Genomic DNA, 24,494 nt, shown 5'->3' on the forward strand with positions numbered 1-24,494 from the left:
GTGACCTGTGTCACAGGATTGTCAGATTTCGAGTGGGCGAAGACGGGCTTCAATCTCTTGGCGCTTTGGCTCAAGGAACGGTGGAAGTGCCAATGTCTCGCCGAGCGTTTCGACCGATTCATCCGTTGCGAATCCCGGTGTATCCGTCGATAATTCAAACAAAATATGATTCGGTTCGCGGAAATAGAGCGCCTGGAAATAGTGACGGTCGACTTTCCCTGAGTTTGGCAGACGGTATTCTTTCAATCGTTTCACCCATAAGTCATACTCTTCACTGTTCGGGACACGGAACGCTACATGGTGGACGCCGCCACGTCCGAGACGTTCCCGGTCGAGATCCGGACGAGCTTCGAGATGCACTTCTGCCCCGATTCCGCCTTGTCCCGTCGAGTAGACATCAATCTCCGCAAAATCACCGGCCAGCGATGGATAACTGCCGATTTTCTTAAAGCCGAGGACTTCCGTTAAGACAAGAGCCGTCGGTTCCGGATCATTGACGGTCAGCGTCACGGCACCTAAGCCGACGATGGCATGTTCAGCCGGAATCTCATCGTGTTTCCATGGCACACCTCCTGCGACCCCCTGTTCGCCGTCTTCTGCGACAAGAATCAACCGGGTTCCTTCCTGATCACGGAACGCCAGCGTCTGACGCCCCGCCCGTTCGACAATCGCATCATGGTCCACGCTTTGTTGTATAAAGCGGTCTCTCCAAAACTGAAGGGACGCTGTTGTTTTGACACGGAGTGATGTCGACGAAATGCTTGACGCACCGGGTACACCGGTCCCTAAATGCGGGATATCAAAAAACGTCAGATCCGTTCCCGGATTGCCTTCCGCATCTCCGTAAAAGAGATGATATGACGTCGTATCATCCTGATTGACCGTTTTTTTGATCAGACGCATCCCGAGAACCTGTGTATAAAATTGATAGTTGCGTTCTGCCATCCCCGTTAAAATGGATACATGATGAATACCGAGTAATTCCATGTTTGCCACGTCCTTTTCTGAATGAATAGTTTGTATCGTCAGTATAGCGCACATATATCTTGAATTCAAGATATTAACTCATTAAAAAAATCGCCCTTTCGAAAAAGGACGATTGAAAAGTTAAGATTAAAGTTTTACGACGTTAGCAGCTTGTGCTCCACGTGCGCCTTCAGTGATTTCGAATTCAACTTCTTGACCTTCGTCAAGTGATTTGAAACCTTCACCAGTGATTGCTGAGAAATGTACGAATACGTCTTCTCCGCCTTCAACTTCGATGAAACCGAAACCTTTTTCTGCGTTAAACCATTTTACTTTACCTGTGTTCATGGGAACAACCTCCAAAAATAAATTACTTAATACATATGCCGCGCATATGAAAGAAATTCATTATTGTCCCGAAATACATGGAGCGACGAAAAGATTGTTCGTGACGCAATGTGAATCAGTAGTGACAATAACAATATTAAGCTAACGTCAGTATAAAATGATTGCGCTTTAAAAGTCAAGTTGTCTGACCAATATTTTACCAATTGATTCCACTTTTCGAACTAAAAAAAACAGATTCGGATTGCTCCGAACCTGCTCCTTTTTCTTAACGGTGGATCCAGACTGCTCCAGCAGAGTTATCTTTCGCTTCACCGATGACTTGTACTTTAAGACCGTTGTTCGGGAGCAGTTTTCCTGCATCCGGAATCAATTGATCGATATACGATTTAGAATCATCAAACTTCGTTACGCCCGCAAGTCCTTTGTAATCGTAAAGACCACGTGATGGCGAATCGATGAGCCATGCTGGTGCTTTGTCGAAGCTGAAAGCCGCATCCGCGATTTGGTAACGTGTGCTTCCTGTGACGACTGGTTGTCCTTTGAGTGTTCCAACGATTGCTTTTGGATGCGAATCGACGACACCGAGGAATCCTTCACCCGGGTGAACGCCAACCCAGTTGTCTGTGAAGCTGCTATCGGCATACCAAACGACGAGACCCGTGTTGTATTTCACGCCACGTGCATGCTCAAGTGCTTTATCTGAGCCTGCATAGTTCCGCCATTCGAGGTAGTATGCGTTGTCCGCATAGCTGAAACCATCCGAAGCCACGAAACCGTCCAATTTAAATTTCGGAGTACCTTCTGCATCGTCTTCAAAGACGACTTTTCCGTCGACTGTCAGTTTTGCGTTATCAAGCGCAAAACCATCGAGGGCAAGACCGGCATCCCCTGTGTAGTCGAACGTTAATGTAACCTTTTTACCGGCAAATTCGCTGAGGTCATATGATTTGTCGACCCATGCACCTTTTGAAGATTCAGCGCGTTGATCGCCGTCCGTATCCTCGTCACCGATGACATCGATTACTTTTGATACGCCGCCAGCTGTTGCTGTGACTTTCAAGAAGTCATAATCGAATTCGACATCGAAGTATGCTTTGTAGTCAAACTTCGCAGATGTCGCAGCCGTCAAATCAAACTCCGGTGACGTCATTGACGTGTGGAGATCATTCCCTTTTGTGCTGTAGTAATACTTTTTACCGAAAGCTGGAGCGATTCCTTTAACCGGCTTTTTCGGTAAGTTCACTTTGATGATTCCAGGATTTTTTGATTTCGTGACACTTTGATCGAGGTATGAAGCCGTTCCCGCTTTTGAAAGTGAATCGAAATCAACGTTCTGGATGTTCGCCCAGTTCCCGCCCATGACGTTCTGGAAGAACTCTTTATTTTGTGGTGAGAAGCTTGTCGGTTCTGCTCCGGCAATTCTACCGTTCCAGCTACCGCCACTCATGATCGACCATGAAGCAACCGGCTCACCTTGACCTGTATACTGTGTATCATACTCATCCGGAAGTCCAAGATCGTGTCCGAATTCGTGAGCGAAGACGCCGACTGCACCGTCTTCCGGTTGAACCGTATAATCGAAGGCTGCCATCTTGCCGCCCCAGTTTGTAGAATTTGAAGTTGTATTCGCAACAGGATAAACTCCATCAAGTGTCCAACGGTGCGACCAGATTGCGTCGTCGCCGAGTGTACCGCCGCCTGCTTCTTGTCCTGTTCCGGCATGAAGAATCATCAAGTGATCGACGAGACCGTCCGGCTCATTCTGGTTGCCGTCACCGTCTAAATCGTACTGATCAAATTGATCATACTCTGCCAGGTTAATGCCGGATTTTACAGCTGCATTCAACGAATCTTTAACGAGACCGCGTGGTCCTTTTGCCCCCGGAAGGTTATCATTGCCGCCTTTCGGATTGTCTGAACCATAATCTTTTGCCGTCCCCGGTACTGTTAACCAGTTCGATACTTTCCCGTCGACTGAGTAGCTGCCGCCGGATTGTTCTTCGTAATATTGTTTGAACGTCTTGACCTTATCGCCGTTGAACAGCTCGAATTCTTTATCCCCGAACATCAGGTCTTGATAATGTTTTTGGTTAAAGTCGTTCGAATACATGTATCCCGGTTCTTGAACGACGTTGTTATGCTTGAAGTCGCTGTATTCGACAAGTAAGACGAGTACTTTGTCTGTGCGGGTAGCACCATTGTAAGCTGCTTGTTTGGCTTTATCGACTTTGACAAACCCATCTTTTTTACCTTTTTTGTAGTTATTGTGATTTTTAGCGAGTTGTTTCGCCAGTTGATCTTTCTGTTTCGTCAAGAAATCCTTTGTTTTTTGATCAAATTTCGCTTCTTTTTCCGTCTCATGATCATGATCGGCTTCCGGTTTCCCGTTTGCTTTTTTATCAAGATACTTTTGAACGGCTTTTTGTTTTTCTGCTGCAGATGCTGCTTTTGAGACGACCCCACGTTTTTCAAGCACTTTCAATAGACGTTCCTGATCAACCGTGTTTAAATCCATCGGTGCACCGGCTACTGCTTTTTCAGCAGCTTCAACAGATTTTACCTTCCCACCAGGTAAAACTGGACCAACGGCAAATGCGGCTGCCGTGATTCCGGATAAGACGGCTAAGCTAAGCTGTTTCTTTTTTCCCACGTGAACTGACCCCCTATGTAGTAGTGAAAAGCATGACTGAGATAACTTTTCTGAATATTCAAATCATATATTGTTTTAGTTGCTTAATCAATTACTTTTAGAACAATTAGTACTTTGTAACTATACCTATTTTTGGAATTTAGTTCATTTTTACGGAAATTGACCGATATTAATAATAAACCGTTCATCAATCGTTCCCCTCATTTTTTAAAAGAGAACAGATTGTCGGTTACGTATCGCGATACGCTACATACATGACTTAATTCAAAAAGGAGGCAACTCATGACACATCTCCAAAAATTCGAACGACAACTTTTGAAAAATTACTTGATTGGATCCTTTGTCGCTGTTTTCGGCGTCGGCTGTCTATTTATTTTCGAAACGTTGACATTCGATGCACGAGAACGTGTAACTTTGCTGACAATCATGTTTCTCTCTGTTGTTTTAATGTTCAGCTTCGAATATACGATCTATCGAAAACATATGCGTCCGCTCTATCAGTTCTTCCAGACATCGACTCCAAGCCAAGCACAACTTACTGCTGCTTTTCGGACGACTCACCGTTTTCCGTTACTGACCATCAAACGGATACTCGGACCTCATTTCCTGGGATTATCGATTCCTTCTTCTTCCTTAACGGCACTCGCCATTCATTTCCAATGGCTCGAAATGCCGTATTATCTGATCGGTCTTGCTTGCTTCGGTGCCATTCTCGTTGCCATCTTGCATGCTTTGATCGAATTTTTCTTAACGTATCGTGTCACGGAATCCATGTTGGCAGAATTAACGGTTCAATCGCAACAATATGGTCATGGTGAGCTTATCCTGACCAAAAAGGACTTCATCAGCCTCCGGCAAAAAATGTTAATCAGTACACTGATCATTGGTGTCTTCCCGATTTTATTGTTCGTTCTCGCTTCTGCCGTCCAGCTGACAGAGAACGAGAGCCTGCGCTCCTACTGGAGTTGGTCGACCTTAATCTTAATCGTCATCCTTTGTCTTGCGACATTTTGCAGTTTGCTTCTATATGAAAATATCCAAAAACCGATTTTGGCTTTGCAAGAAGGAGTTGCCCAGATTGAGTCGGGTCAGCTGAATACGATCAACAATCCTTTTTCCGATGAATTCTCTCAATTGGTTGGCGGCTTTAACCTGATGGTCGAAGGTATCCAAGGACGTGATCAGGAAAATGAGCAGTTACTCGATAGTTTGTTTACCTTGTTTGCTGCGACACTGGATGCCCGGGATCCTTATACCGCCGGACATTCCTTACGTGTTGCGGAATATTCGGTTGAGATTGCCCGGGCCGCCGGCTTGGCCGACGATCAAGTCGAGCTGTTGCGTAAATCTGCTCTTTTACACGACATTGGAAAAATCGGAATCCGGGATGATGTTCTCTTGAAGGAAGGACGCTTAACTGGTGAGGAATTCGATAAAATCAAACAACACCCCGTCATCGGCGTGCATATTTTATCGCAAGTTCATCTCCCGGAGAAGTTACAACCGATTCTTCCTGGGGTAAAGTACCATCACGAGCGTTACGATGGGAAAGGTTATCCAGAAGGTTTGGCGGGAGAATCGATTCCTGTCTTCGGACGGATCATGGCGATTGCTGATGCCTATGACGCGATGACATCCGATCGACCTTACCGGAAAGGAATGCCCGTTGCAAAAGCACTCGCCATTTTGGAAGAAGGTAGCGGGACACAATGGGATGCTTCCTTTACACAACTGTTTCTTGATTTGAAGAGACCTCCTGTCATCACTGCCTCTTGATTTTCATGAAAGGAGTTTCTTATGCACCCTAAAATTGTCGATCGTCACGAATTGTATGTTGTCGGACTTGGTTTGACATGCGAAGAAAATGAATTGCATACACTCATGCCGGAACTGTGGCGTGAATTTTCACGACGCTCGCATGAAATTCCCGCTGAACCGGGAAGTTATCCACTTGATTTGTCACTTGGACAACGCGGGACAAAACATATGCAGTGTATCGGTCTTCCGGTAGAATCGCTTGAGCATATTCCTAAAGGGATGAAAGGACATCACATTCCTCCTGCCCGTTATATTTTTTGGAAACATGAAGGGCCTGACATTGAGATTTGGAAATCGTTCGAGAAGATGCAGCGCTTTGCACAGAAGCAAGGTATTACACTGGATCCGCTGAATTTTAAAATTGACGAGACACGTGACAATACACATCATCTCTATCAACGTATCCTTTAAAACCGCTCTCTTGAGCGGTTTTTTTCTGTCATTCCTTATTTTTTTCTGTCACTTAACTATTCAGTCCGGGTATTAAGTACTATATTCAGAAAATTCTAATTAATGCGAACGGCTTATTCTCGTTTCATCCTTTCTTTGGCATAGTTAGACTCAACCCAAACAAGGAGGCGATTTATTTTGAAAAAGTTTCTCGCTACATCGCTTGTCGCAAGTGTACTTGTCGTTCCTACAGTCGTCGGAGCAGAAGGTCTTCAAGCCGGTAAACTGACGAAAGCATCATCAGAACCAGCTGCATCAATCGTTAAAGAGTACGTCAACAAAAAAGGTGATTTCTCTGTCCAAGATGTCCAAAAAGATGGATCATCTAACATCGTACGTCTCCAACAAGAAGTGGATGGCGTCCCGGTCTTCGGTAGTGTCGTCGTCGGTAACGTTGCGAAAGACGGTACTTTGAAAGCAGTCGTAAATGATGCAATCAACGTCAAAGGGAAACCTGGTCTCGCTAAAAAAGCATCACTCTCTGAGAAAAAAGCACTTAAACTTTATCAAAAAGCCATCAAAGCAACAGAATTCGAAGTGGCTCCTAAAGCAGAACTCGTCATCTATCCAGTCAAAGACGACGCGGTCTATGCTTACAAAGTCACATCAACTGTCCTCGCCGGCAAAGAGCCGTCACGCTGGACTTACTTCATCGATGCGAATTCAGGTAAAGTTCTTAATAAATACGACCAACTCGCTCACGCAAAACCGGTCAACACAGTTACCGGAACGACTTCTGTCGGTACAGGTACTACGGTTCTCGGAACTACTGCCACTTTCAACACAGTGAAGAGCGGTTCTTACTACTACTTACAAGATTCGACACGCGGTAAAGGGATCTACACGTACGATGCAAAAAACCGTAACACGCTTCCAGGTTCGCTTTGGGCGGATCTTGATAACCAATTCAATACAACATACGACCGTGCCGCTGTCAGCGCGCAAGTTAATGCAGTAAAAACGTATGATTTCTACAAAAACACGTACGGCCGCAACAGTTATGACAACGCAGGTGCTGCACTTAACTCTTCAGTCCACTATTCAACGAGCTACAACAATGCGTTCTGGGATGGAACGAAGATGGTCTATGGTGATGGAGACGGTTCAACATTCACATACCTCTCTGGCGCACTTGACGTTGTTGCCCACGAATTGACGCATGCCGTCACAGAATACACAGCTGGACTCGTCTATCAAAATGAGTCGGGTGCCATCAACGAAGCGGTTTCCGATATCATGGGAACAGTTGCTGAATACTCAGTCGGATCGAACTTCGATTGGCTTGTAGGAGAAGACATCTATACACCTGGTGTCAGCGGCGACGCACTCCGTTCGATGTCTAACCCGGCTGCTTACGGCGATCCGGACCACTACTCAAAACGCTACACAGGTACACAGGATAACGGTGGTGTCCACACGAACTCTGGTATCGTCAACAAAGCCGCTTACCTTCTCGGTAACGGTGGAACACACACTGGTGTCACAGTCACTGGTGTCGGCGTACCGAAACTCGGCGCAATCTACTACCGTGCCCTCAACGTTTACTTGACTCCGAACTCGAACTTCAGCTCGCTCCGTGCAGCAGTCGTTCAATCAGCGAAAGACCTTTACGGTTCAACAAGTGCAGAAGCAACGGCAGCAGCGAAATCATTTGATGCTGTCGGCGTCTACTAAGAAAACTTCCTCCCAAGGATTTTCGACCTCCTGAGTCCATGACTCGGGAGGTTTTTTTTACGAAAAAAAACGATCTGTCAAAGACAGACCGTTCCGGTTTATTTCCCTGGGTCACGCGCGAGACGAAGTCGCGTTGATCCATTGTCCGGGAAAGCTTTCAATTGTAATTTCTCACCCTGGTACCATGTACCGTAACTCGTTTCAACGACAGGTTCCCCTAAAGCCGACAGACCGGAGGCTGATGCATTCGTCCAGTCGATCGCTTCGACGATTCCGTCGGATACGACAAGCAGATAACCCGCATTTGAGAAGTGATACGTGTTGACGGCATCTTTTTGCGTATTCCCGAGCTTACCGTACTTCGCTTCGAATTTTTCGAGCGGCTGCCCGAGGTATTGTTCCGGCTTCTCGATTGGTTGATTGGCAACGACTTGTGATAATGTCTCAAGCAATGTCTTGTCTTTGACGGACGACGGAACATCCATCCGGACATCTGTTTCCGGAATATAACCTTCGACAGCATCACTCAATTTCAAGTGAACCATCCCGTTCTCCGCATCTAAAATTTCATAGACATCCCCTAAATCAGCTTTATAGATAACGCTACTCCGATTGGCATCCTGATAGACATCCGCAAAAGGACGCGTGACCCATGCAGCTTGGCTGATTTCTGGTTTATCCGTCTTTTTCTTGGCTTTCTTCTCTTTTTTCTTTTGCTCAGCCGACGCTGATTTTTTCGTATCTTTCGCTTCTTTCTCTTGTTCGCCTCCGGTCGTTTTCGGTGACTCGACGGTCGACGTCGCTTGGCTGGCATCATTCGTCGACACCATATAACCCCATCCGCCGACAATCAGGACAGTCGCCAAAATACCGCCCAACGCAACGCTCCGGCGATTCCGCTTTTGCTTCCGGCGTTCTTTCCGGGATAACCGTTCTTGTTCTTTCTGTTGTTCATTTTGACTCATCTATTGTTCCTCCTGAATTGACCTAGACACTTTTTTAATCACTATACCACCGAATGCTGTGCCGGCAGTGGTTAAATTTCGATGACAGTTCTGCCTTGATGGGTTCCGTCAAGAAGTGACGCGACGACGTTTGAAATCTCACTCAGGCTTTTTGTATCGACCCACTCCCGAATCGGCAGTTTCCAGTCATTCGCCAGTTGATGCCACAGACGCACCCGTTCAGCAATCGGAAGTTGAACAGCATCAATCCCGATCAACCGAACCCCCCGTAAGATAAACGGATACACCGTCAACGTCATCTCGGCGCCTCCGACATTCCCGCATGTCGTAACCAGTCCACCGTATTGAACAGAGCGAATGACGGAGGCAAGCAACGGTCCTCCGACCGTATCGATGATGCCGGCATATATACCTTTTTTCAACGGACGGGCCGTCTCATCCAAAAACGATTGCCGGGATAAGACTTCTGTCACGCCTTCCTGTTTCAACCGATCGACTTCCGCTTCTTTGCCGGTGACGGCATGGACGACGAATCCCAGTTTCAGCAGAAGCGCAACGGCAATGCTGCCGACACCCCCGGTCGCACCGGTCACGAGAACCGGTCCGTCCTCCGGCTTGACCCGTTGCAAAAGTTCGTCGACGGATTGAGCAGCCGTTAATCCTGCTGTACCGTAAGCCATTGCTTCAAAGGTCGTGAATCCGTCCGGCAATGGTGTGATCCAGTCCCCCGGAACACGTATGTATTCTTGAAAACCACCGGACGTATTCATCCCGAAATCAAATCCATTGACGACAACCGCTTCCCCTTCTTGAAACCGCGGATCAGTTGACGTGACGACATGTCCTGCTGCATCCACTCCCGGTATATGCGGATATTCTTTTGTCACTCCCCGGTTGCCCGTAACCGACAGTGCATCCTTATAATTGATGCAGGAATAGTCGACGTGGATCAAGACATCTCCTTCGGGCAAGTCGGCAATGTGCTTCGTTTCCAGTGTTCCTGTAAATTCCCCATCCTGTTCCCGAACAACAAATGCTTTAAATGTATCTTTCATATCCAAGTCCCCTTCCATGAATCACTTCCAGTAAGCTATACCCGAACACTGTCCCCGGCATACCTGTTCTTGTCCGATTCCCATGAAAAAAACCGCGAATGCCGAAGCATTCACGGTTTTTGGCGTCTGACGAAAAGAAACTGGTTTTCCGCAGGTAGTCACGGGTGACAGGTAAACATGTCATCGGTCATGGGTCATTGGTGTGCCGTGGCCGTCGAGATTCCCGATTGGAAGAGGTTTGTGTCAGAAGCGCCGTCCTTGATCAGGAGTCTCACCTGATCAAGGCTTACATATAACGTGTACCGTCAAAATCAATTTCCGTCCGGTAATTGGCGGCGTTGATCGCATTGGAAATCCGGTGCGCTGCCCGTTCAACTTCCTGTGCTTTGATCCGGTATGCATCCGGATCGTACAGGGCATGCCGAATGACCGTCGTTCCTTCAAATCCGTATTGGAATTCACGTTTCGGACGGGCCGCAAGTTCTTGGAACTGGGTTGCCTTTGCCCGAAGTTGCGTTGCCAATTCAATCGCTTCGACGAGAGGCATTTCACCTTCCGTCGTCTCGATCATGGTCGACAAATTCGCTGCGTACACTAACCGATCGAGTGTCCGCATATCCCGTCGGACTTCATCCATCGCTGACTCGACATCCGGCAGCGTGCGTTCCTGAGCGGTCGGCAAAGCCTCACCTTTTTCAAGATCAACAAACGCAATCCGGTCCACTTCCTCGACCAGCTGTTCGAGTTGCTTCCGTAAGATACTTTTTAGTTTCACAGCATCTGCTAAGTACATCTCTTCAGTCCCCCATTTCTTGATACCGTTCTTCTAACCAGTACGCCTTACCGGTCAGAAAAGTTTCACTTCAATTGTCCGAGATAGGCGGAAAAGTCTTGCTCAATGTCGGTCAGTACCGTTTTTGTCATCTCAGACGATCGATTCGGATCATAGCGGACCGTCTCGTACAGCTGTTGCAATTCAGGCGACGGCTGAAAACCGATCCGGGCAAACCATTCCCGGAACGACTCCGTTTCCCGGCGTTTCAGTTTTTGCGGGAGATGACGGTTGAACAGGACGACCTGTTGCCGGACCTGTTCAACCGGTAATGGTGGCAGTTCGTCTGCTGGATTCGTTTCTTCCAGGCGTTTTTTGATTCGAACCGAACGGGGGCTTATTCCCTCTTCCGCAGAGTTCCATTTCTTCCGTTTCCGGAAACGGCGTCCGATCAGAAACAGTAAGATCACCCCGGCAAGACCGGTTGCGACCAGCAAATACGGAAAGCCCTTTTCACCTTCTTCACCCTCGCCTTTTGCGAATGAGTGAAAGCCAAGAGAAATGAATTTTTCTTTTTCTGGTTTTCCACCGCCTTCTCCTGGTTCATCCGTCTCATATCCATATTTAATTTGTCCAGGCGGTAATTCTTTTTTCTTAAACAAGTACGACCACCAAAACGTCAACGGTTCAGATTCACAGTTGCTTACACAACTCGGCTGCTGACCACCACCCGGAAACACTTCGACGTTTTGTAAAGCACCGTATCCTGCCTCAGCCAATGGTTTTATGATGCCAAGTCCTAAAATGACCACACCTATCAAAATAAGCAATCGACTTCGAAAGCGCACGTCCTCACCTCGTTAATGTCATTTTTATCCATTATATACGAGTCTGACCCTAATTATCGGAATTTTTTGTTTTTTAAAGAAAAGAGCTTGAATCCGGAGTGGGACGGGAAAAGGAAAGAAGTGATTTTTAGAGAGGGGTTTCAAGTATGTTGAACTTAGATCATACACATGATCCATATCAAAACGGACAACTGATTGCAGAATATACCGAAACGAAATCAAATCAAGAGGCCGTCTTCCGGGCGGAGCAACTGATGAAAGACAGCTCATTCGTCGCGCCGCGCCGTACACCTCACCCGAGCCGGTATCTCCGGTCCTTGATTTCACCGCTCTTTTTGACGGATCGGGATAAACACATCCTTCCGTTGACGAAAGCGTTCGTCAGTGAACAAGATGAAGTCCGGCCCAGCTGGTTCGGACGGCTGACGTATGAATTCGAGCAATTGATCAGTAACGTCGAAAAAGTCGATGTCAAAGACTATGGGGCGGTCGGTGACGGCGTGACCGACGATACGCTCGCTTTTAAGGAAGCACTCGCGGACGGGCACCGGCAAGTCCACGTTCCGGCCGGCACGTATCTGGTCCGCGGCATCCGCCTGCCGAGTTACACGATTTTGACCGGGGACGGAAAAGGACAGACAATTTTAAAACTGCATGACGCGGCACCGAAAGGACGCCGGTTGATTACGAATCAAAATTACTTACTCGGCAATCATCATCTGCTCGTTGAACGGATGACACTGGATTGGAACATCGAGCGGATCGGTGACGCCAAAAAAAGTAGCACGTGGGGCAATCATTCGAGTTGCTTGACCTATGCGCACGTGACGTACGGGTGGGTCTTTGACGTCGATGCGGTCAATCCGGGATTACACTGCTTTGATATTTCAACTCCGTACTACAACTATAACGGTGACGGGGCACGGGCCAATCTCAGCAGTTCGTTCATCTGGTTCGACGGTCTGACCGGATCCGGATTTGGTGATGACGGGATTACGACCCATCACAGTGACCATCTGTTCATCTCGAACTGTTTCATGCATGATCCGAGCGGACGCGCCCATGCGGCCGGCTTCTCGAACTCAAACGGGATTGAGATCGATGACGGTTCCCGGGATGTCTGGTTATTTAACAATGCGACGACCCGTTGCTTCGGCGGTCTTGAAATCAAGGCGCACGCGACGTCATCTGCCGCATCGACCGTTAAAATCGTCGGGCATCTGTCTGTCGATGATCACCGGTCATTTAACTTCCGTCATATCGGTCATCATCAAGCAACGGATCCGACGTCCCAAACGGCATACAACATCATTGCGACCCGGCTGATTGCCCAGACACCGCTGTATACGCCCCTGTATCAAAACTCGAAGCCGCGTGCTCTTATCGTCTCTGCCTATCGAAATGTCGTCATTCACGATTTCACGGTCCTCGGTGATCCGTATTATGATTATCAGGAACAGCCGATGATCGGGATTCAATACAAAGCCCGAAACGTCACATTGAGTCAGGTCAAGATGAGCGGCTTCCGTCAGGCGAAAACGGATATCCAGGTCTTCGGCGGAGACAACCGGGCAGAAGACGTCCGGCTGATTGATGTCCGGATTGAAGATTCAGCCAAACACGGCATCACGATTGGTCCGAACATCGAACACGTCCGGTTGACAAATGTCGCCATTAAGGGCGATGGAACAGTCGGTCTGAACGCCAAGTCTGAGCCGGAACTGGAACGGTTTATTGCGACCGGCTACAAAGTACCGGTCCGGACACACGCTACATTAAGTTGATTCACGAAAATAAGGCTGCTTCGACTCGTGTCGAAACAGCCTTATTTCATTGTGCCCGTAAATAGGCGAGGACCCGCGTATCAATCGACCGATCCGTCTGTTCCCGCATCTCGAAGTTTTCCGTATGCAGATACGTCCGGAACGCTTCTGCAAACGAACCGCGGTATCCGAGTTCAAGCAGCTTATCCATCAACTCCGATTCGAGCGCATCATCAATCGGTTTAATTTCTTCCGGCTTACTTGGTTGTAAATAGAGTGTATGCAACTGATAAATCCGCTCCAGTTCCTGAATCGGACTCGCATGATCATCGACACGCAAATCAATGTACCGGTCATTAAAACCACCGTAACCGCCGCCTTCTTTGACGACTAACAATGCTGCAGACTGCATGCCCCGTGAATCTCCGCCTGCTGCCTGACCGGCCGCAAGTGCCCGAAGCAACCGTTCTGCCAGTGGTCCTTCTGTCGTCTCAAACACACGCGCCATTTCCTTGACCGTATTGCCGTCGACGAGAATATTCCCTTGTGCCGCAAAGTGTTTTCCAGCGATGCCGCCGGCCCAGTCGTTGCATCCGTCACCTGTGAACGTCGCGCTCTTACCCGATGCATCCACGATTCCGACTTGGCGATCGGCCCGTCCTTCATCCGCTTCCGTCAAGCGTTTTAAGACTTCGTCCGCCGACTTACCTTCTTCAATCATTCGCAACCCTTCCGGTCCATAGGCTGTATTCGCAAACGATTGTGTCGCAATTGCGCCAACACCGGCTTTCGCAAACGGTACGGCACTGCCGACTGCTAAAAATTTAGATTGAACCGCTACACCCCAAGCCTGTTCTTTTTCACAATACCCAACGATTGAATATGTCATCTGTCTAAAATCCCCCTTGATTGTCATACGTATCCGTTCGTCGTAGGAATTCCCGTTTCCTGCATGTGAAAAACCTTCCGTTCATTTCGAACGAAAGGTTTGAAACGTACTTATTGAATTCCGAGGACGACTGCAAGCAGTAATGCACCACATGCCAGGACAATCCAGATTGCAAACAGTTTCCAGACGAATCGTAACCATTTTTCGTACGGAATACCGGCAATCGCCAGGAACGCCATCAAGTGCGCACTCGTCGGGAAAATCATATTCGTCAAACCGTCACCGTACTGAAAAGCGAGAACTGCGACTTGCCGCTCAATTCCGAGCAAGTCGGCAAGCGGCGCCATGATTGGCATCGTCGTTGCTGCTTGACCGCTTCCGGACGGGATAAAGAAGTTCGTAATCAATTGGACGACGTACATCCCGATGACGGCAAGGGACGTCGGTAACTGACCGACGGCATTCGACAAACCGTAAATCACGGTATCGATGACCCGACCATCTTCTAAAATGACGACGATTGCCCGGGCAAAACCAACGATCAAGGCACCAAACGTAACGGCCTTGGCTCCGTCGATTAAACTTTCGAATGTCCGGTTGACACCCATCGTCACGATTCCTGCGAGCAAGCCGATAATCAGGAACGAAGCCGTCAGTTCCGTCAAATACCAGCCCCACTCAAAGATGCCGATGACGTTTAGCGTGATTCCGCCAACAAGCACAACCAAAACAAACAGATGTTTTTTCGAGAATTGAGAAAAAGTTGCTGTTGTTTCTTGTTTCCGATGTTTCTCAAGGTCATGCACAAGACTCTGTTCCGGATTTTTTTTGACTTTCTGCGCATAGTTCATGACGTAAAGAATCGTCACGACTAAAAAGACAAGATAGACCGCCGTCCGGTAACCGAGTCCGCTGAACAACGGAACTTCCGCAATCGACTGCGCGACTCCAACCGTAAACGGATTCAGCATACCTCCAGCAAATCCGACGGCGGCACCGAGACTGACGATCGCCGCTCCCGTCATCGCGTCATAACCAAGGGCACGTGCCAACATGATGCCGATTGGGACGAAGATAATGGTTTCTTCCGCCATTCCAATTGTCGCACCGGCAACGGAAAAGACGAACATCGTCATCGGGATCATGATATGCCCTTTTTGACCGAACCGATTAATCAATTGATTGATGCCGGATTCAATCGCGCCCGTTTGCCGGATGATTCCAAACACACCACCGACCAAAAAGATGTAAAAGATAATGGCGGCACCTGCCTCCATCCCTTTTGGAATGGCTTCAAACAAACCGAAGAAATTGACGGGTGCAGATTCAACTGCACGATACGTCCCATCAATGACGACCGTTTGTCCGTCCTGCTTTTCGCGATCAAACTGACCGGCCGGTAATGTATACGTCAAGATGACTGCAATCAGTAAAATTCCCATGATAATCGCGTACGTATGAGGCATCTTGAAGAAGGAGCGCTCCGAAGCATCTGCCTGTGGTTTTCGTTCATTCATCCATTTGCCTCCTGACATACCTTTAATTTTTTAAGTCTCTTCAAAGATAATGCCCTATTTTTGGAAAAAATAACAGTCTATTTCGTCATTTAATTTTTTTGTAATATATTAAATCAATGAGAAAAACAAAAAAACCCGACCGCAGTCAGGTTTTTCGGATGTAATTTACGCGTTAAATGATTGAACATCAAGCGGTTTCGCAAGCGCTGTTTGTGCAAATGCCACGAACTGCCCGAAATGTGCGCTCGTGTTATGGGATTCGATTGCTGCCTGATCTTCCCATTTTTCAATCATCATGAAGACATTTTCATCTTCCGTGCTTTGGAACAGGTCATAGCTGATATTGCCCGCTTCCAAGCGTGATCCTTCGATCAACGTTTTAGTAGCTTCTAAAAACTCTTGACGTTTTGCTGGTTGTACTTCTAATTTTGCTTCAATGGCGATCATTGGAAAGCCTCCTCTAAAATTTCATTAACTCAAGTATCGTAGCACCTTCCTTTCCCATTCTCCATTAAGATGCTCGGACGATTAAGGAAGTTATATTTCGGGTAAAAAAATGTATCATTTTTACGTCAGAGAGGAGTTCATTTTATGAACGTCGAGACTTTTTATTTTGAGGATGACGGCGAAATCCCCAACAACCCTAATTTACCTGTACTTATTTATCGACATGTTTTTGACGATCCTTCTTCTATTGAAGAGACGTTTCATACCCACAACTGGCAGAACAGCTGGGTGGACGGGATTTTTGATTTTCACCATTATCACAGTGTCGCCCATGAAGTCATCGGTATTCTCGAGGGACATGCGAGCATTCAATTAGGCGGACCGCTCGGAAAAACCTTTACGTTGACGGCCGGCGATGTCGTTATCCTTCCTGCCGGTACGGGCCACAGGGCTTTACACACAAGCCGGAAGTTTCAAGTCGTTGGTGCCTATCCTAAGGGACAGGACTACGATACCTTAACCGGTGATCCGTGTGAACGACCGGATAACCTGAAGCGGATTGCCCAGGTTGAACGTCCCGAGACAGATCCTGTTTATGGCCAACATGGACCGTTACTCGAGCACTGGTAATGGCGTCTGCTTTCCTTTAATCGGAAAGCAGACGTTTTTTTCTGTTACATCAGTGGTAAACCCTACTATTGTGCTTTTTAAAGGAGGAATTGAGATGAATGAGACAGAACGGACCGTCATACTGGCGGCACTGAAACAAAAGACCGTCACGCTTCCGGATCAGACACATGTCCGGGCACTTGGTCAAGGAACATGGCGAATGGGAGAAGATCAAAGTAAACGCCAAGCTGAAATCGAAGCGTTGCATGTCGGACTCGACAGTGGGATGGAATTGATCGATACAGCGGAAATGTACGGGGAAGGAGCTTCCGAACAACTGATTCGCGAGGTACTGAAAGAACGACGTGACGATGTGTTTCTCGTCTCGAAAGTCTACCCGCATAATGCCGGCGGCGAAAAATTACGGGCTGCATGTGAACAGTCGCTCAAAAATCTCGGAACGGATTACCTTGATCTCTACCTCTTGCACTGGCGCGGCAGCATTCCGCTTCAGGAGACGGTCGACGGGCTCGAGCAGTTAAAGGCAGAAGGTAAAATCCGCCGCTGGGGAGTCTCAAACTTCGACGTCTCTGATATGAAGGAACTGTTGTCACTTCGTAACGGCGATCAGTGTGCCGTCAACCAGGTACTGTATCACCTCGGTTCACGTGGCATCGAATACGAATTGATGCCGCTGTTAAAACAACACGGAATTCCTGTCATGGCGTACTGCCCGCTCGCGGAAGGCGGCGATTTACGGGAACAACTGCTGGATCATCCGACCGTCGAACGTCTTGCAGAAGAACACGGTGTCAAACCGGCACAAATTCTACTGGCCTGGGCGATTCGCAGCGGCGATGTCATCGCGATCCCGAAAGCCGGACAGGCTAAGCATGTCGAAGAAAACGGAAAAGCAGCGCTAGTTGAGTTAACGGACGAAGAATATGCAGCGCTCGATGAAGCATTCCCGGCACCCACTAAAAAAGAACCACTTGATATCGTCTAAGGAGGAACAGTCATGAACAAATCAGTCAAACTTGGAAAATCCAATTTAACGGTCAATCCAATCGGTCTCGGAACGAATGCGGTTGGTGGACACAACCTGTACCCGAACCTCGATGAGCAAGCCGGTCGTGATCTCGTCCGTGTCGCTTTGATGAACGGCATTAACTTCCTCGACACGGCTTATATTTATGGTCCGGAACGTTCGGAAGAATTGGTCGGCGAAGTGTGGAGCGAAACCGTGGAACGTGAAGAAGTCATTCTCGCGACAAAAGGAGCCCACCAACTGGTTGACGGAAAAGTTGTCATGAACAACTCACCCGAATTTTTGAAACAAGCGGTCGAAGACAGTCTGAAACGTCTGCGGACAGATTACATCGATTTGTATTACATTCACTTCCCGGATGAAGATACACCAAAAGATGAAGCCGTCGCGGCGCTTGCTGAGCTGAAAGCAGAAGGGAAAATCCGGGCAATCGGTGTCTCAAACTTCTCGCTCGAGCAATTAAAAGAAGCCAATAAGGACGGTCATGTCGACGTCTATCAAGGCGAGTACAATCTATTTAAACGTGACGCTGAAAAAGAGATTTTACCGTATATCCGCGAACATGGCATTTCATTCGTACCGTACTTCCCGCTTGCTGCCGGTCTGCTTGCCGGAAAATATGATGCCGAAACGAAATTTGATGACCTTCGGAAAAATGATCCGCTCTTCCAGGAGGATGTCTTTAAAGATAACCTGGCAAAAGTCGACTTGTTGCGTCCGATTGCAGAAGCAAAAGATGCCGAAGTCGCACATATCGTCCTTGCCTGGTACTTGGCACAGGACGGCATCGACGCCATCATCCCGGGTGCGAAACGGGCCGAACAGGTCACGGATACCATCCGGACACTTGATGTCGAACTGACGGAAGACGAGATTCGTCAAATCGATCACATCTTCAGCTGACACCACAACACCACGCCAGTTCGACTTGGCGTGGTGTTGCTTTGAGCAGATTAAGCGAAAAATTGAAGAATGGCTCGTATGATGAAGAAACAGGAGGCGATTACTATGAAACATCATTTTCACCTGACAGCAGATTGGCCGGGCAACCGCAATGACGTCGGTCAAATCGAGACCGGTGAATTAAAAACGAAGATTTCCATTCCGGACGCCATGGACGGTCCCGGGGTCGGTACCAACCCGGACGAAATGTTACTTGGCGCGGCAGCAACCTGTTACATCATCACACTTGCTGCGATGCTGGAACGGAATGACATTCCGAAAGTATCCCTGACGATGGAATCGGAAGGAATCGTCGACGTCACGAACGGGGTCTTTACGTATGATGCGATCATTCACCGCCCGACACTGATTCTGCCGGCAGAGACCACCGAAGCGAACCTGACAAAAGCACGCCGGCTGGCTGAAAAAGCAGAAGGATCGTGTATGATTACGCGGGCACTGGCCGGTAATGTGAAGGTTTCGTTAGAGGCGGTCGTGGAGTTGGAAGCCTGTGGATTCTTTTCGATGTATGCTGATACAGTACGACTTCATTTCTTTATTGAAATGAGGTCTTTTATTTTTGATTAGATTCTTGCTGCACAATTTTCAGTTCCTTCGTATACTGAACTTAGTTTGGAATTTACTGGAGGTCATCAGATGTCATCGTTTCAAGAAAAATTACGCAGTCAAAACACTGAATCTCATCCTTTTGAAAAAAGCTCTCCGATTCAGCCGGCAGATTATACCGCCGAATTACTGACACACTTAAATGAGCTCTTCTATAAATCGATTGTTGAACTTCAACGCAATCAACTGACCGGGGAAATGATTGAAACCACAAACCGTTGGCTCTCTGCATTAGATGAGCCGCTTTTGGTTGCGCCCTTGCATCGTGAATTAACATCTTCTACTACGACATCTGTATATTATGAAAAATCATTAAGAGCATGGGATTTAATTGCACCGGGACAGGAAAATCAGGAAAAACTGTTGCATCACTTGATCGATGAATTATCAACAGCCCAATCCGCCGACTGGATGGTCAGCTTTACACGCCATTCCGGAATCCAAGCACTCGTCCCTTCATTTCAAGAAGCGGAACGAATCAATAAACCGATTCGTATTTTAACTTCATTTTATATGAACATTACAGAAGCCAAGGCATTACGTACCCTGATGCAGTTTAAAAATATCGAGATTAAAATTTACGAACCGATCAAAAAAAATCAGGCTTTCCATCCAAAAGCTTATTTATTTACGCGGGAAACTAATTTACATAGTGCGATTATCGGTTCATCCAATTTATCAAAGTCTGCTTTAACCAACGGACTCGAGTGGAATGTTCGAATTCCCCATTCTCCTCTCACGTCTTTAGTTTCTCAAGCACAAACTCTGTTTAATAATCTCTGGAACAGTAACGAAGCCATTCCCTGCACCTCAGCAATTTTAGATCAATATGAACAACACCATTTAGACGCTCCGAAAATCAAACAGTTTATCGTCAATGACCGCGTTGCAGAGCCTCCTGTTGAATACGAAGTAATTCAGCCAAATGAGATGCAGCTTCCGGCTTTGGAACAATTACACCGTTTACGGTTAAAGCAACAAACAAAAGCCATGGTCATTGCAGCAACGGGAACAGGAAAAACTTATTTGGCTGCCTTTGATGTGAAACAGTTTGATGCCAAACGTGTTCTATTCGTTGCCCATCGTGGAAAACTGTTATCTCAAGCTGAAGAAACATTCAAAAAGATTTTCACAGATGGCGATGCTACTTTTGGTCGTTATCAAGCAAATCAAAAAGATCTTGATAAACAATTTATCTTTGCGACAATCCAAACGTTTTCAAAAGAAATTCATCTGGAGCAGTTCGATCCAAACACATTTGATTACATTATCATTGATGAGTTCCATCATGCCGCTTCAGAATCGTATCAAAAAATTCTCAACTACTTTACACCGCAATTTTTACTCGGAATTACGGCAACGCCGGAACGAATGGACGGTCTCAACATCTTTAAGTTAGTGGACCACAATATCGCGTATGAAATTCGATTATATGATGCTCTGGCCCAAGACTTATTAACACCGTTCCATTACTTTGGTATTCAAGATGATGAAGCGATTGATTATGAAGCCATTCCACAAAAAAACGGTTTATACATTGAAAAAGATTTAGTGGAAGCACTCGAACGTTCATCTCGAACAGAGTATATTCTTGAGATGATGACTAAGTTTGGTCACAGCGGCGCAAATCAAGTCGGTCTCGGCTTTTGTGTCAATATTGATCATGCCGAATACATGGCTGCTGAGTTTAACAAGCACCAGATCGAGTCACTGGCTATCACAAGTAAACAAACGGAAGCAGAACGGGAATACGCCATTCAACGGCTGGAAGATGACCGGGATCCGCTATCGTTTATCTTTACCGTTGATCTTTTCAATGAAGGTGTCGATATCCCTAAAATCAACGTCATGCTGTTTTTACGTCCTACGGAATCGCCGACGATTTTTATCCAGCAACTCGGTCGCGGTCTACGGAAACATGAATCAAAAGAGTACGTCACCATTTTAGACTTTATCGGCAACAGCCAACGCGCTTTTGTGGCACCGCTTGTGTTATCCGGCCAACAATCTTTCCATTCGATTGACCGTTATCATGTCGCAAACGCGGTTCAAAACCATTTCCCGATTTTGCCTGAAGGTTCCTTGGCAATTTTGGATCGTGTGACAGAGTCCTTTATCATTGAACAAATGAAAAAAATCGAGTTTTCGGCCAGTAAACAGTTACGTGAAAGCTACCAGCGTCTGATAACTATGATTGGCGACACTCCATCCTTAAACGATTTGGTGACGCATCCGGACGCCCCCGCAATCGAAACGATTATTCAACAGTGGAAAAGTGTCCTGCGGTTAAAACAGCTGGAGAAAGTGGCGACTGATGAAGAACTGGCTCTGTTGCTTAATCCGGATACACGACGTGTGCTCCAACATATCGAAAGTTGGTTCCCGATTCGCGAACCTTTCAGCTTATTGATGATTCAATTACTTCTCAATCAACAAACGATTTCAGCTGATGATGTCATTCAAGCGACTGCCACTCGCTTTGCCGTTTCACCAGAGGTCTTGGCACATCGTTTATCTTTGATTCAGCATCTATTTAATCGCTGGTCTACGTCTTTAACACATGACCGGATTGTATTGCTTGTTGAATCTGTTGCCGGTGAATACACATTCTCGGAAGAAGTGACACGTATTTTAGCTTCGTCGCCAACACTAGTCGACTATTTGCAGGAGCTGATGCACGCTGGGCTTCACTCCTTTGAGCAACTTTCTGGAGGAGAAAACTGGTTGACCGGTTCTCAATCGTTTATTTCGAGAATGACGTACAGCCGGGCTGTCATCCAACGATTATTACAATCTCCAAGCCAGGAAGGATCCTGGCGCGAAGGAGTCGCTCAAGCCGGGAATGATTATGTATTATTCGTCAACTTACACAAAAATGAATCGATTGAAGATCAATTAAATTACCAAGACTACTTTATCGATAAAGACCATTTCCACTGGCAATCGCAAAGTATCGCTACAGCAACCGGGAAATCTGGTGAACTTTACCGCCAACATGAAGCACGCGGAATCAAAATTCATCTCTTTATTCGAAAAGCTGACAAGGAACAAGGTCGCTCCCTGCCCTTTACATACTTCGGTGAACTGATTCACAAAAGCAGTCACGGATCAAAACCGATTAATGTGGAGTGGATTTTAAAAGAACCTTTAACAAGCGAAGAATTTATTTCGTGGAAAAAGCTTTCATGATTTTTTTAACAGCCGGAATGTCTGCCGGAGCCCAGTCTAAAGAATCCAACTGTTTGACGGGTACCCATCGTAATTCGGCATGTTCCAGTGCTTGAGGTTCACCTGATACAACCGTCGATTGAAAAGTCGATAACTCAACAATTACTTTGTCGTATTCATACCGCGTCGTTTCGATGTGATTACCTACTTGAATCGTACAATTTAACTCTTCCAGAATTTCGCGGCGGAGAGACTCTTCCGGACGTTCACCCGGTTCGATTTTCCCGCCCGGAAACTCCCATAAGTTCGGTAATGACATGACAGGACTGCGAAGAGCACACAGAATTTCGTTTTTTGAATTATTCACTACTGCACCTACAACGGAAATTGTCTTTTTTGACATGCTGTTCATCCTCTCTTTAGTCAATCATTTATGTTTATCCTAAACTACGACTCATGAAAAAGGATCACTTCTTTCATACGACTCCTACAGGAAAAAGCGCAGGAATCTGCGCTGTCAGAGACAAATAAGACCCGATGCTCGATTCCATGGAATTGAGCATTCTGGCTTATGTCTCGCCTGAGGAAAGCGCATGGAAAAGAGGTGACTCTTTTTTTACAAAAGTTATCCACACCAACAGCTATTTGCCTCAATCATTTTTTATTCAAATTATCCACATGTGGATAACTTTCAATATGCTATACTTTTACTACTTATCCACAACTAGAAATGAGGAAATCGTGTGCCACGTGAAATCTATCCGGTTGTCGTCAAAGCGACAGCCATCGAACAAATCAAAGACGGACAACCGCTTCTGTCTAAAGAACTGTTCCAAAAGACCAACCATCTTAAAGAAGCCGGTGCCTTGCTCCGGTTGACAACAGAAGATAAAGAATACCTTGCAACGGGTTATTTTGGCAAGCAGGAAAAAGGGATCGGTTGGTTACTGACGACTGATGAACTGCAAGACATCGACGAAACCTTCTTCAAAGAAAAAATCGAGGTTGCCCTCGATCGTCGAAATGATTTTTTTGAGAGTGATTTGATTGATACGTTCCGGGTCTTTAACGGTTCAGGAGACGGAATCGGCGGCCTGACAATCGATTGTTTTGATCACCATTATCTGATTACCTTTGAAAACGAAGGGATCTATTCTTTTAAATCTGATATCATGTCTGCCCTTGAATCCCTTATTCATTTTAAGAGTATTTACGAAAAACGGGCTTTCCAGATTGATGGACAACCCGTCAAAGGCGACGATTTCTTAGCCGGTGAACGCGGTGATTTCCCGGAAGTCTTGCAGGAAAACGGAATCCCTCTGCTGTATCATCTCGATGCCGGCATGCGCACCGGTCTTGATATTCAGCAGCGTGAACTCCGTTCCGTCGTCAAAGAACATGCTGCAGATCGATGTGTCCTGAATCTGTTTTCGGATACCGGTACGTTAACAGCGGCTGCCTTACTTGGTGGTGCAACCGAAACAACAAGCGTCGATTTCTCGACACGGAGCCGCAACAAAACGATCGAACAACTTGAATTGCATCAGCTGGATGCAACGACACAGACGATTCTTGTACAGGACGCGTTTGACTATATGGATCAAGCCGATAAGAAAACACGCTTTGATTTCGTCATCGTGCATCCGCCGACATTCGTCAAAACACAAGCCCGTCATTTCCGGGCGGAAGTCGATTTACCTGCTTTGATTCAACAAACGATCCACATGACACATCGCGGCGGTTTATTGCTGATTACGACAGACTGTCCCTTATTCGACCAAGCCCGCTTCATGAAGATGGTCGATCAAGCATTTAAAAAGCTACGTCAAACGTATGAAATCGTTTGGGAAAGTACTCCTTTAGAAGACTTCCCGGAACATACTTCTTTAAAAGAAACAGCTTCAAAATCCGTCTTAGTCCGTCGTAAATAAGCATATG

The 24,494-nt window shown here is 46.8% G+C and carries 20 protein-coding genes and 1 pseudogene; 10 read left to right on the forward strand and 11 right to left on the reverse strand.

Going from position 1 to position 24,494, the window contains the following annotated elements:
- Positions 1–21: 21 nt before the first annotated feature.
- From KNP91_RS10785 to KNP91_RS10795, 3 genes are all read right to left on the reverse strand, one after another.
- The gene (locus KNP91_RS10785) at positions 22–987 is read right to left on the reverse strand and encodes a ring-cleaving dioxygenase (RefSeq protein WP_012371796.1); all 966 of its coding nucleotides are present in this window, start codon (positions 985–987) and stop codon (positions 22–24) included.
- Positions 988–1,113: 126 nt separating this feature from the next.
- Positions 1,114–1,314: a cold-shock protein gene (locus tag KNP91_RS10790; RefSeq protein WP_012371797.1), complete on the reverse strand. Its 201-nt coding sequence runs from the start codon at positions 1,312–1,314 to the stop codon at positions 1,114–1,116.
- A gap of 265 nt (positions 1,315–1,579) precedes the next feature.
- Positions 1,580–3,964 (reverse strand): immune inhibitor A domain-containing protein, encoded by a 2,385-nt coding sequence (locus KNP91_RS10795; RefSeq protein WP_012371798.1) that lies wholly within the window; start codon positions 3,962–3,964, stop codon positions 1,580–1,582.
- Between the two features lie 282 nt (positions 3,965–4,246).
- Between KNP91_RS10795 and KNP91_RS10800 the strand changes: the two genes are divergently transcribed.
- The 3 genes from KNP91_RS10800 to KNP91_RS10810 all read left to right on the forward strand — a co-directional run bounded on the left by KNP91_RS10800 (position 4,247) and on the right by KNP91_RS10810 (position 7,906).
- On the forward strand, positions 4,247–5,740 hold the full coding sequence (locus tag KNP91_RS10800) for an HD domain-containing phosphohydrolase (protein ID WP_214767226.1): 1,494 nt from the start codon (positions 4,247–4,249) through the stop codon (positions 5,738–5,740).
- A 21-nt stretch (positions 5,741–5,761) separates the two neighbouring features.
- Positions 5,762–6,193 (forward strand): GyrI-like domain-containing protein, encoded by a 432-nt coding sequence (locus KNP91_RS10805; protein WP_012371800.1) that lies wholly within the window; start codon positions 5,762–5,764, stop codon positions 6,191–6,193.
- Between the two features lie 177 nt (positions 6,194–6,370).
- Positions 6,371–7,906, forward strand: a complete 1,536-nt coding sequence (locus KNP91_RS10810) for a M4 family metallopeptidase (RefSeq protein WP_114596692.1) — start codon at positions 6,371–6,373, stop codon at positions 7,904–7,906.
- A 98-nt stretch (positions 7,907–8,004) separates the two neighbouring features.
- On the opposite strand, the gene KNP91_RS10815 is transcribed toward KNP91_RS10810, so the two are convergent.
- From KNP91_RS10815 to KNP91_RS10830, 4 genes are all read right to left on the reverse strand, one after another.
- Complete coding sequence (locus tag KNP91_RS10815; protein WP_131973519.1) at positions 8,005–8,871, reverse strand: hypothetical protein; 867 nt, start codon at positions 8,869–8,871, stop codon at positions 8,005–8,007.
- 71 nt (positions 8,872–8,942) lie between these two features.
- Positions 8,943–9,926: a YhdH/YhfP family quinone oxidoreductase gene (locus KNP91_RS10820; RefSeq protein ID WP_214767228.1), complete on the reverse strand. Its 984-nt coding sequence runs from the start codon at positions 9,924–9,926 to the stop codon at positions 8,943–8,945.
- 286 nt (positions 9,927–10,212) lie between these two features.
- Entirely contained in the window at positions 10,213–10,719 is a 507-nt protein-coding gene (locus KNP91_RS10825) for a hypothetical protein (RefSeq protein ID WP_214767230.1), read from the reverse strand.
- Between the two features lie 65 nt (positions 10,720–10,784).
- Positions 10,785–11,546, reverse strand: coding sequence for a hypothetical protein (locus KNP91_RS10830; protein ID WP_214767232.1), 762 nt, complete (start codon positions 11,544–11,546; stop codon positions 10,785–10,787).
- A gap of 146 nt (positions 11,547–11,692) precedes the next feature.
- Here KNP91_RS10830 and KNP91_RS10835 point away from each other — a divergent pair, with 146 nt between their 5' ends.
- Positions 11,693–13,330: a glycosyl hydrolase family 28-related protein gene (locus KNP91_RS10835; protein ID WP_214767234.1), complete on the forward strand. Its 1,638-nt coding sequence runs from the start codon at positions 11,693–11,695 to the stop codon at positions 13,328–13,330.
- 46 nt (positions 13,331–13,376) lie between these two features.
- Here KNP91_RS10835 and KNP91_RS10840 read toward each other — a convergent pair whose 3' ends face one another.
- From KNP91_RS10840 to KNP91_RS10850, 3 genes are all read right to left on the reverse strand, one after another.
- A complete protein-coding gene (locus tag KNP91_RS10840) occupies positions 13,377–14,198 on the reverse strand; it encodes a DUF1028 domain-containing protein (protein ID WP_214767236.1) in 822 nt (273 codons plus the stop codon).
- A gap of 110 nt (positions 14,199–14,308) precedes the next feature.
- Positions 14,309–15,715, reverse strand: coding sequence for a YfcC family protein (locus KNP91_RS10845; RefSeq protein ID WP_012371808.1), 1,407 nt, complete (start codon positions 15,713–15,715; stop codon positions 14,309–14,311).
- A 165-nt stretch (positions 15,716–15,880) separates the two neighbouring features.
- Positions 15,881–16,162: a putative quinol monooxygenase gene (locus KNP91_RS10850; RefSeq protein WP_131503551.1), complete on the reverse strand. Its 282-nt coding sequence runs from the start codon at positions 16,160–16,162 to the stop codon at positions 15,881–15,883.
- 144 nt (positions 16,163–16,306) lie between these two features.
- Between KNP91_RS10850 and KNP91_RS10855 the strand changes: the two genes are divergently transcribed.
- The 5 genes and pseudogenes from KNP91_RS10855 (at position 16,307) to KNP91_RS10875 (ending at position 22,577) form a co-directional block, all read left to right on the forward strand.
- Complete coding sequence (locus KNP91_RS10855; protein WP_214767240.1) at positions 16,307–16,792, forward strand: cupin domain-containing protein; 486 nt, start codon at positions 16,307–16,309, stop codon at positions 16,790–16,792.
- A 94-nt stretch (positions 16,793–16,886) separates the two neighbouring features.
- Positions 16,887–17,777 (forward strand): aldo/keto reductase, encoded by an 891-nt coding sequence (locus KNP91_RS10860; protein WP_251136010.1) that lies wholly within the window; start codon positions 16,887–16,889, stop codon positions 17,775–17,777.
- 12 nt (positions 17,778–17,789) lie between these two features.
- Positions 17,790–18,722, forward strand: a complete 933-nt coding sequence (locus KNP91_RS10865; RefSeq protein WP_214767242.1) for an aldo/keto reductase — start codon at positions 17,790–17,792, stop codon at positions 18,720–18,722.
- 105 nt (positions 18,723–18,827) lie between these two features.
- Positions 18,828–19,262, forward strand: a pseudogene (locus KNP91_RS10870) (OsmC family protein); the annotation flags it as partial.
- Between the two features lie 156 nt (positions 19,263–19,418).
- Positions 19,419–22,577: a DUF3427 domain-containing protein gene (locus KNP91_RS10875; RefSeq protein WP_214767246.1), complete on the forward strand. Its 3,159-nt coding sequence runs from the start codon at positions 19,419–19,421 to the stop codon at positions 22,575–22,577.
- On the opposite strand, the gene KNP91_RS10880 is transcribed toward KNP91_RS10875, so the two are convergent.
- A complete protein-coding gene (locus KNP91_RS10880; protein ID WP_012371815.1) occupies positions 22,552–22,959 on the reverse strand; it encodes a (deoxy)nucleoside triphosphate pyrophosphohydrolase in 408 nt (135 codons plus the stop codon). The two genes, KNP91_RS10875 and KNP91_RS10880, sit on opposite strands and share 26 nt — an antisense overlap.
- Positions 22,960–23,299: 340 nt before the next feature.
- Here KNP91_RS10880 and KNP91_RS10885 point away from each other — a divergent pair, with 340 nt between their 5' ends.
- Positions 23,300–24,487, forward strand: a complete 1,188-nt coding sequence (locus KNP91_RS10885; protein ID WP_214850068.1) for a class I SAM-dependent rRNA methyltransferase — start codon at positions 23,300–23,302, stop codon at positions 24,485–24,487.
- Positions 24,488–24,494: the final 7 nt, after the last annotated feature.

This window comes from Exiguobacterium sp. s138, assembly GCF_018618775.1.
Lineage (GTDB): Bacteria > Bacillota > Bacilli > Exiguobacteriales > Exiguobacteriaceae > Exiguobacterium_A > Exiguobacterium_A artemiae.

Excerpts from the sequence above, each read along its gene's own strand:
- KNP91_RS10785 (WP_012371796.1), bottom strand. The coding sequence starts at position 987 with ATGGAATTACTCGGTATTCATCATGTATCCATTTTAACGGGGATGGCA.
- KNP91_RS10790 (WP_012371797.1), bottom strand. The coding sequence starts at position 1,314 with ATGAACACAGGTAAAGTAAAATGGTTTAACGCAGAAAAAGGTTTCGGT.
- KNP91_RS10800 (WP_214767226.1), top strand. The coding sequence starts at position 4,247 with ATGACACATCTCCAAAAATTCGAACGACAACTTTTGAAAAATTACTTG.
- KNP91_RS10805 (WP_012371800.1), top strand. The coding sequence starts at position 5,762 with ATGCACCCTAAAATTGTCGATCGTCACGAATTGTATGTTGTCGGACTT.
- KNP91_RS10815 (WP_131973519.1), bottom strand. The coding sequence starts at position 8,871 with ATGAGTCAAAATGAACAACAGAAAGAACAAGAACGGTTATCCCGGAAA.
- KNP91_RS10820 (WP_214767228.1), bottom strand. The coding sequence starts at position 9,926 with ATGAAAGATACATTTAAAGCATTTGTTGTTCGGGAACAGGATGGGGAA.
- KNP91_RS10825 (WP_214767230.1), bottom strand. The coding sequence starts at position 10,719 with ATGTACTTAGCAGATGCTGTGAAACTAAAAAGTATCTTACGGAAGCAA.
- KNP91_RS10835 (WP_214767234.1), top strand. The coding sequence starts at position 11,693 with ATGTTGAACTTAGATCATACACATGATCCATATCAAAACGGACAACTG.
- KNP91_RS10840 (WP_214767236.1), bottom strand. The coding sequence starts at position 14,198 with ATGACATATTCAATCGTTGGGTATTGTGAAAAAGAACAGGCTTGGGGT.
- KNP91_RS10845 (WP_012371808.1), bottom strand. The coding sequence starts at position 15,715 with ATGAATGAACGAAAACCACAGGCAGATGCTTCGGAGCGCTCCTTCTTC.
- KNP91_RS10850 (WP_131503551.1), bottom strand. The coding sequence starts at position 16,162 with ATGATCGCCATTGAAGCAAAATTAGAAGTACAACCAGCAAAACGTCAA.
- KNP91_RS10855 (WP_214767240.1), top strand. The coding sequence starts at position 16,307 with ATGAACGTCGAGACTTTTTATTTTGAGGATGACGGCGAAATCCCCAAC.
- KNP91_RS10860 (WP_251136010.1), top strand. The coding sequence starts at position 16,887 with ATGAATGAGACAGAACGGACCGTCATACTGGCGGCACTGAAACAAAAG.
- KNP91_RS10865 (WP_214767242.1), top strand. The coding sequence starts at position 17,790 with ATGAACAAATCAGTCAAACTTGGAAAATCCAATTTAACGGTCAATCCA.
- KNP91_RS10875 (WP_214767246.1), top strand. The coding sequence starts at position 19,419 with ATGTCATCGTTTCAAGAAAAATTACGCAGTCAAAACACTGAATCTCAT.
- KNP91_RS10880 (WP_012371815.1), bottom strand. The coding sequence starts at position 22,959 with ATGTCAAAAAAGACAATTTCCGTTGTAGGTGCAGTAGTGAATAATTCA.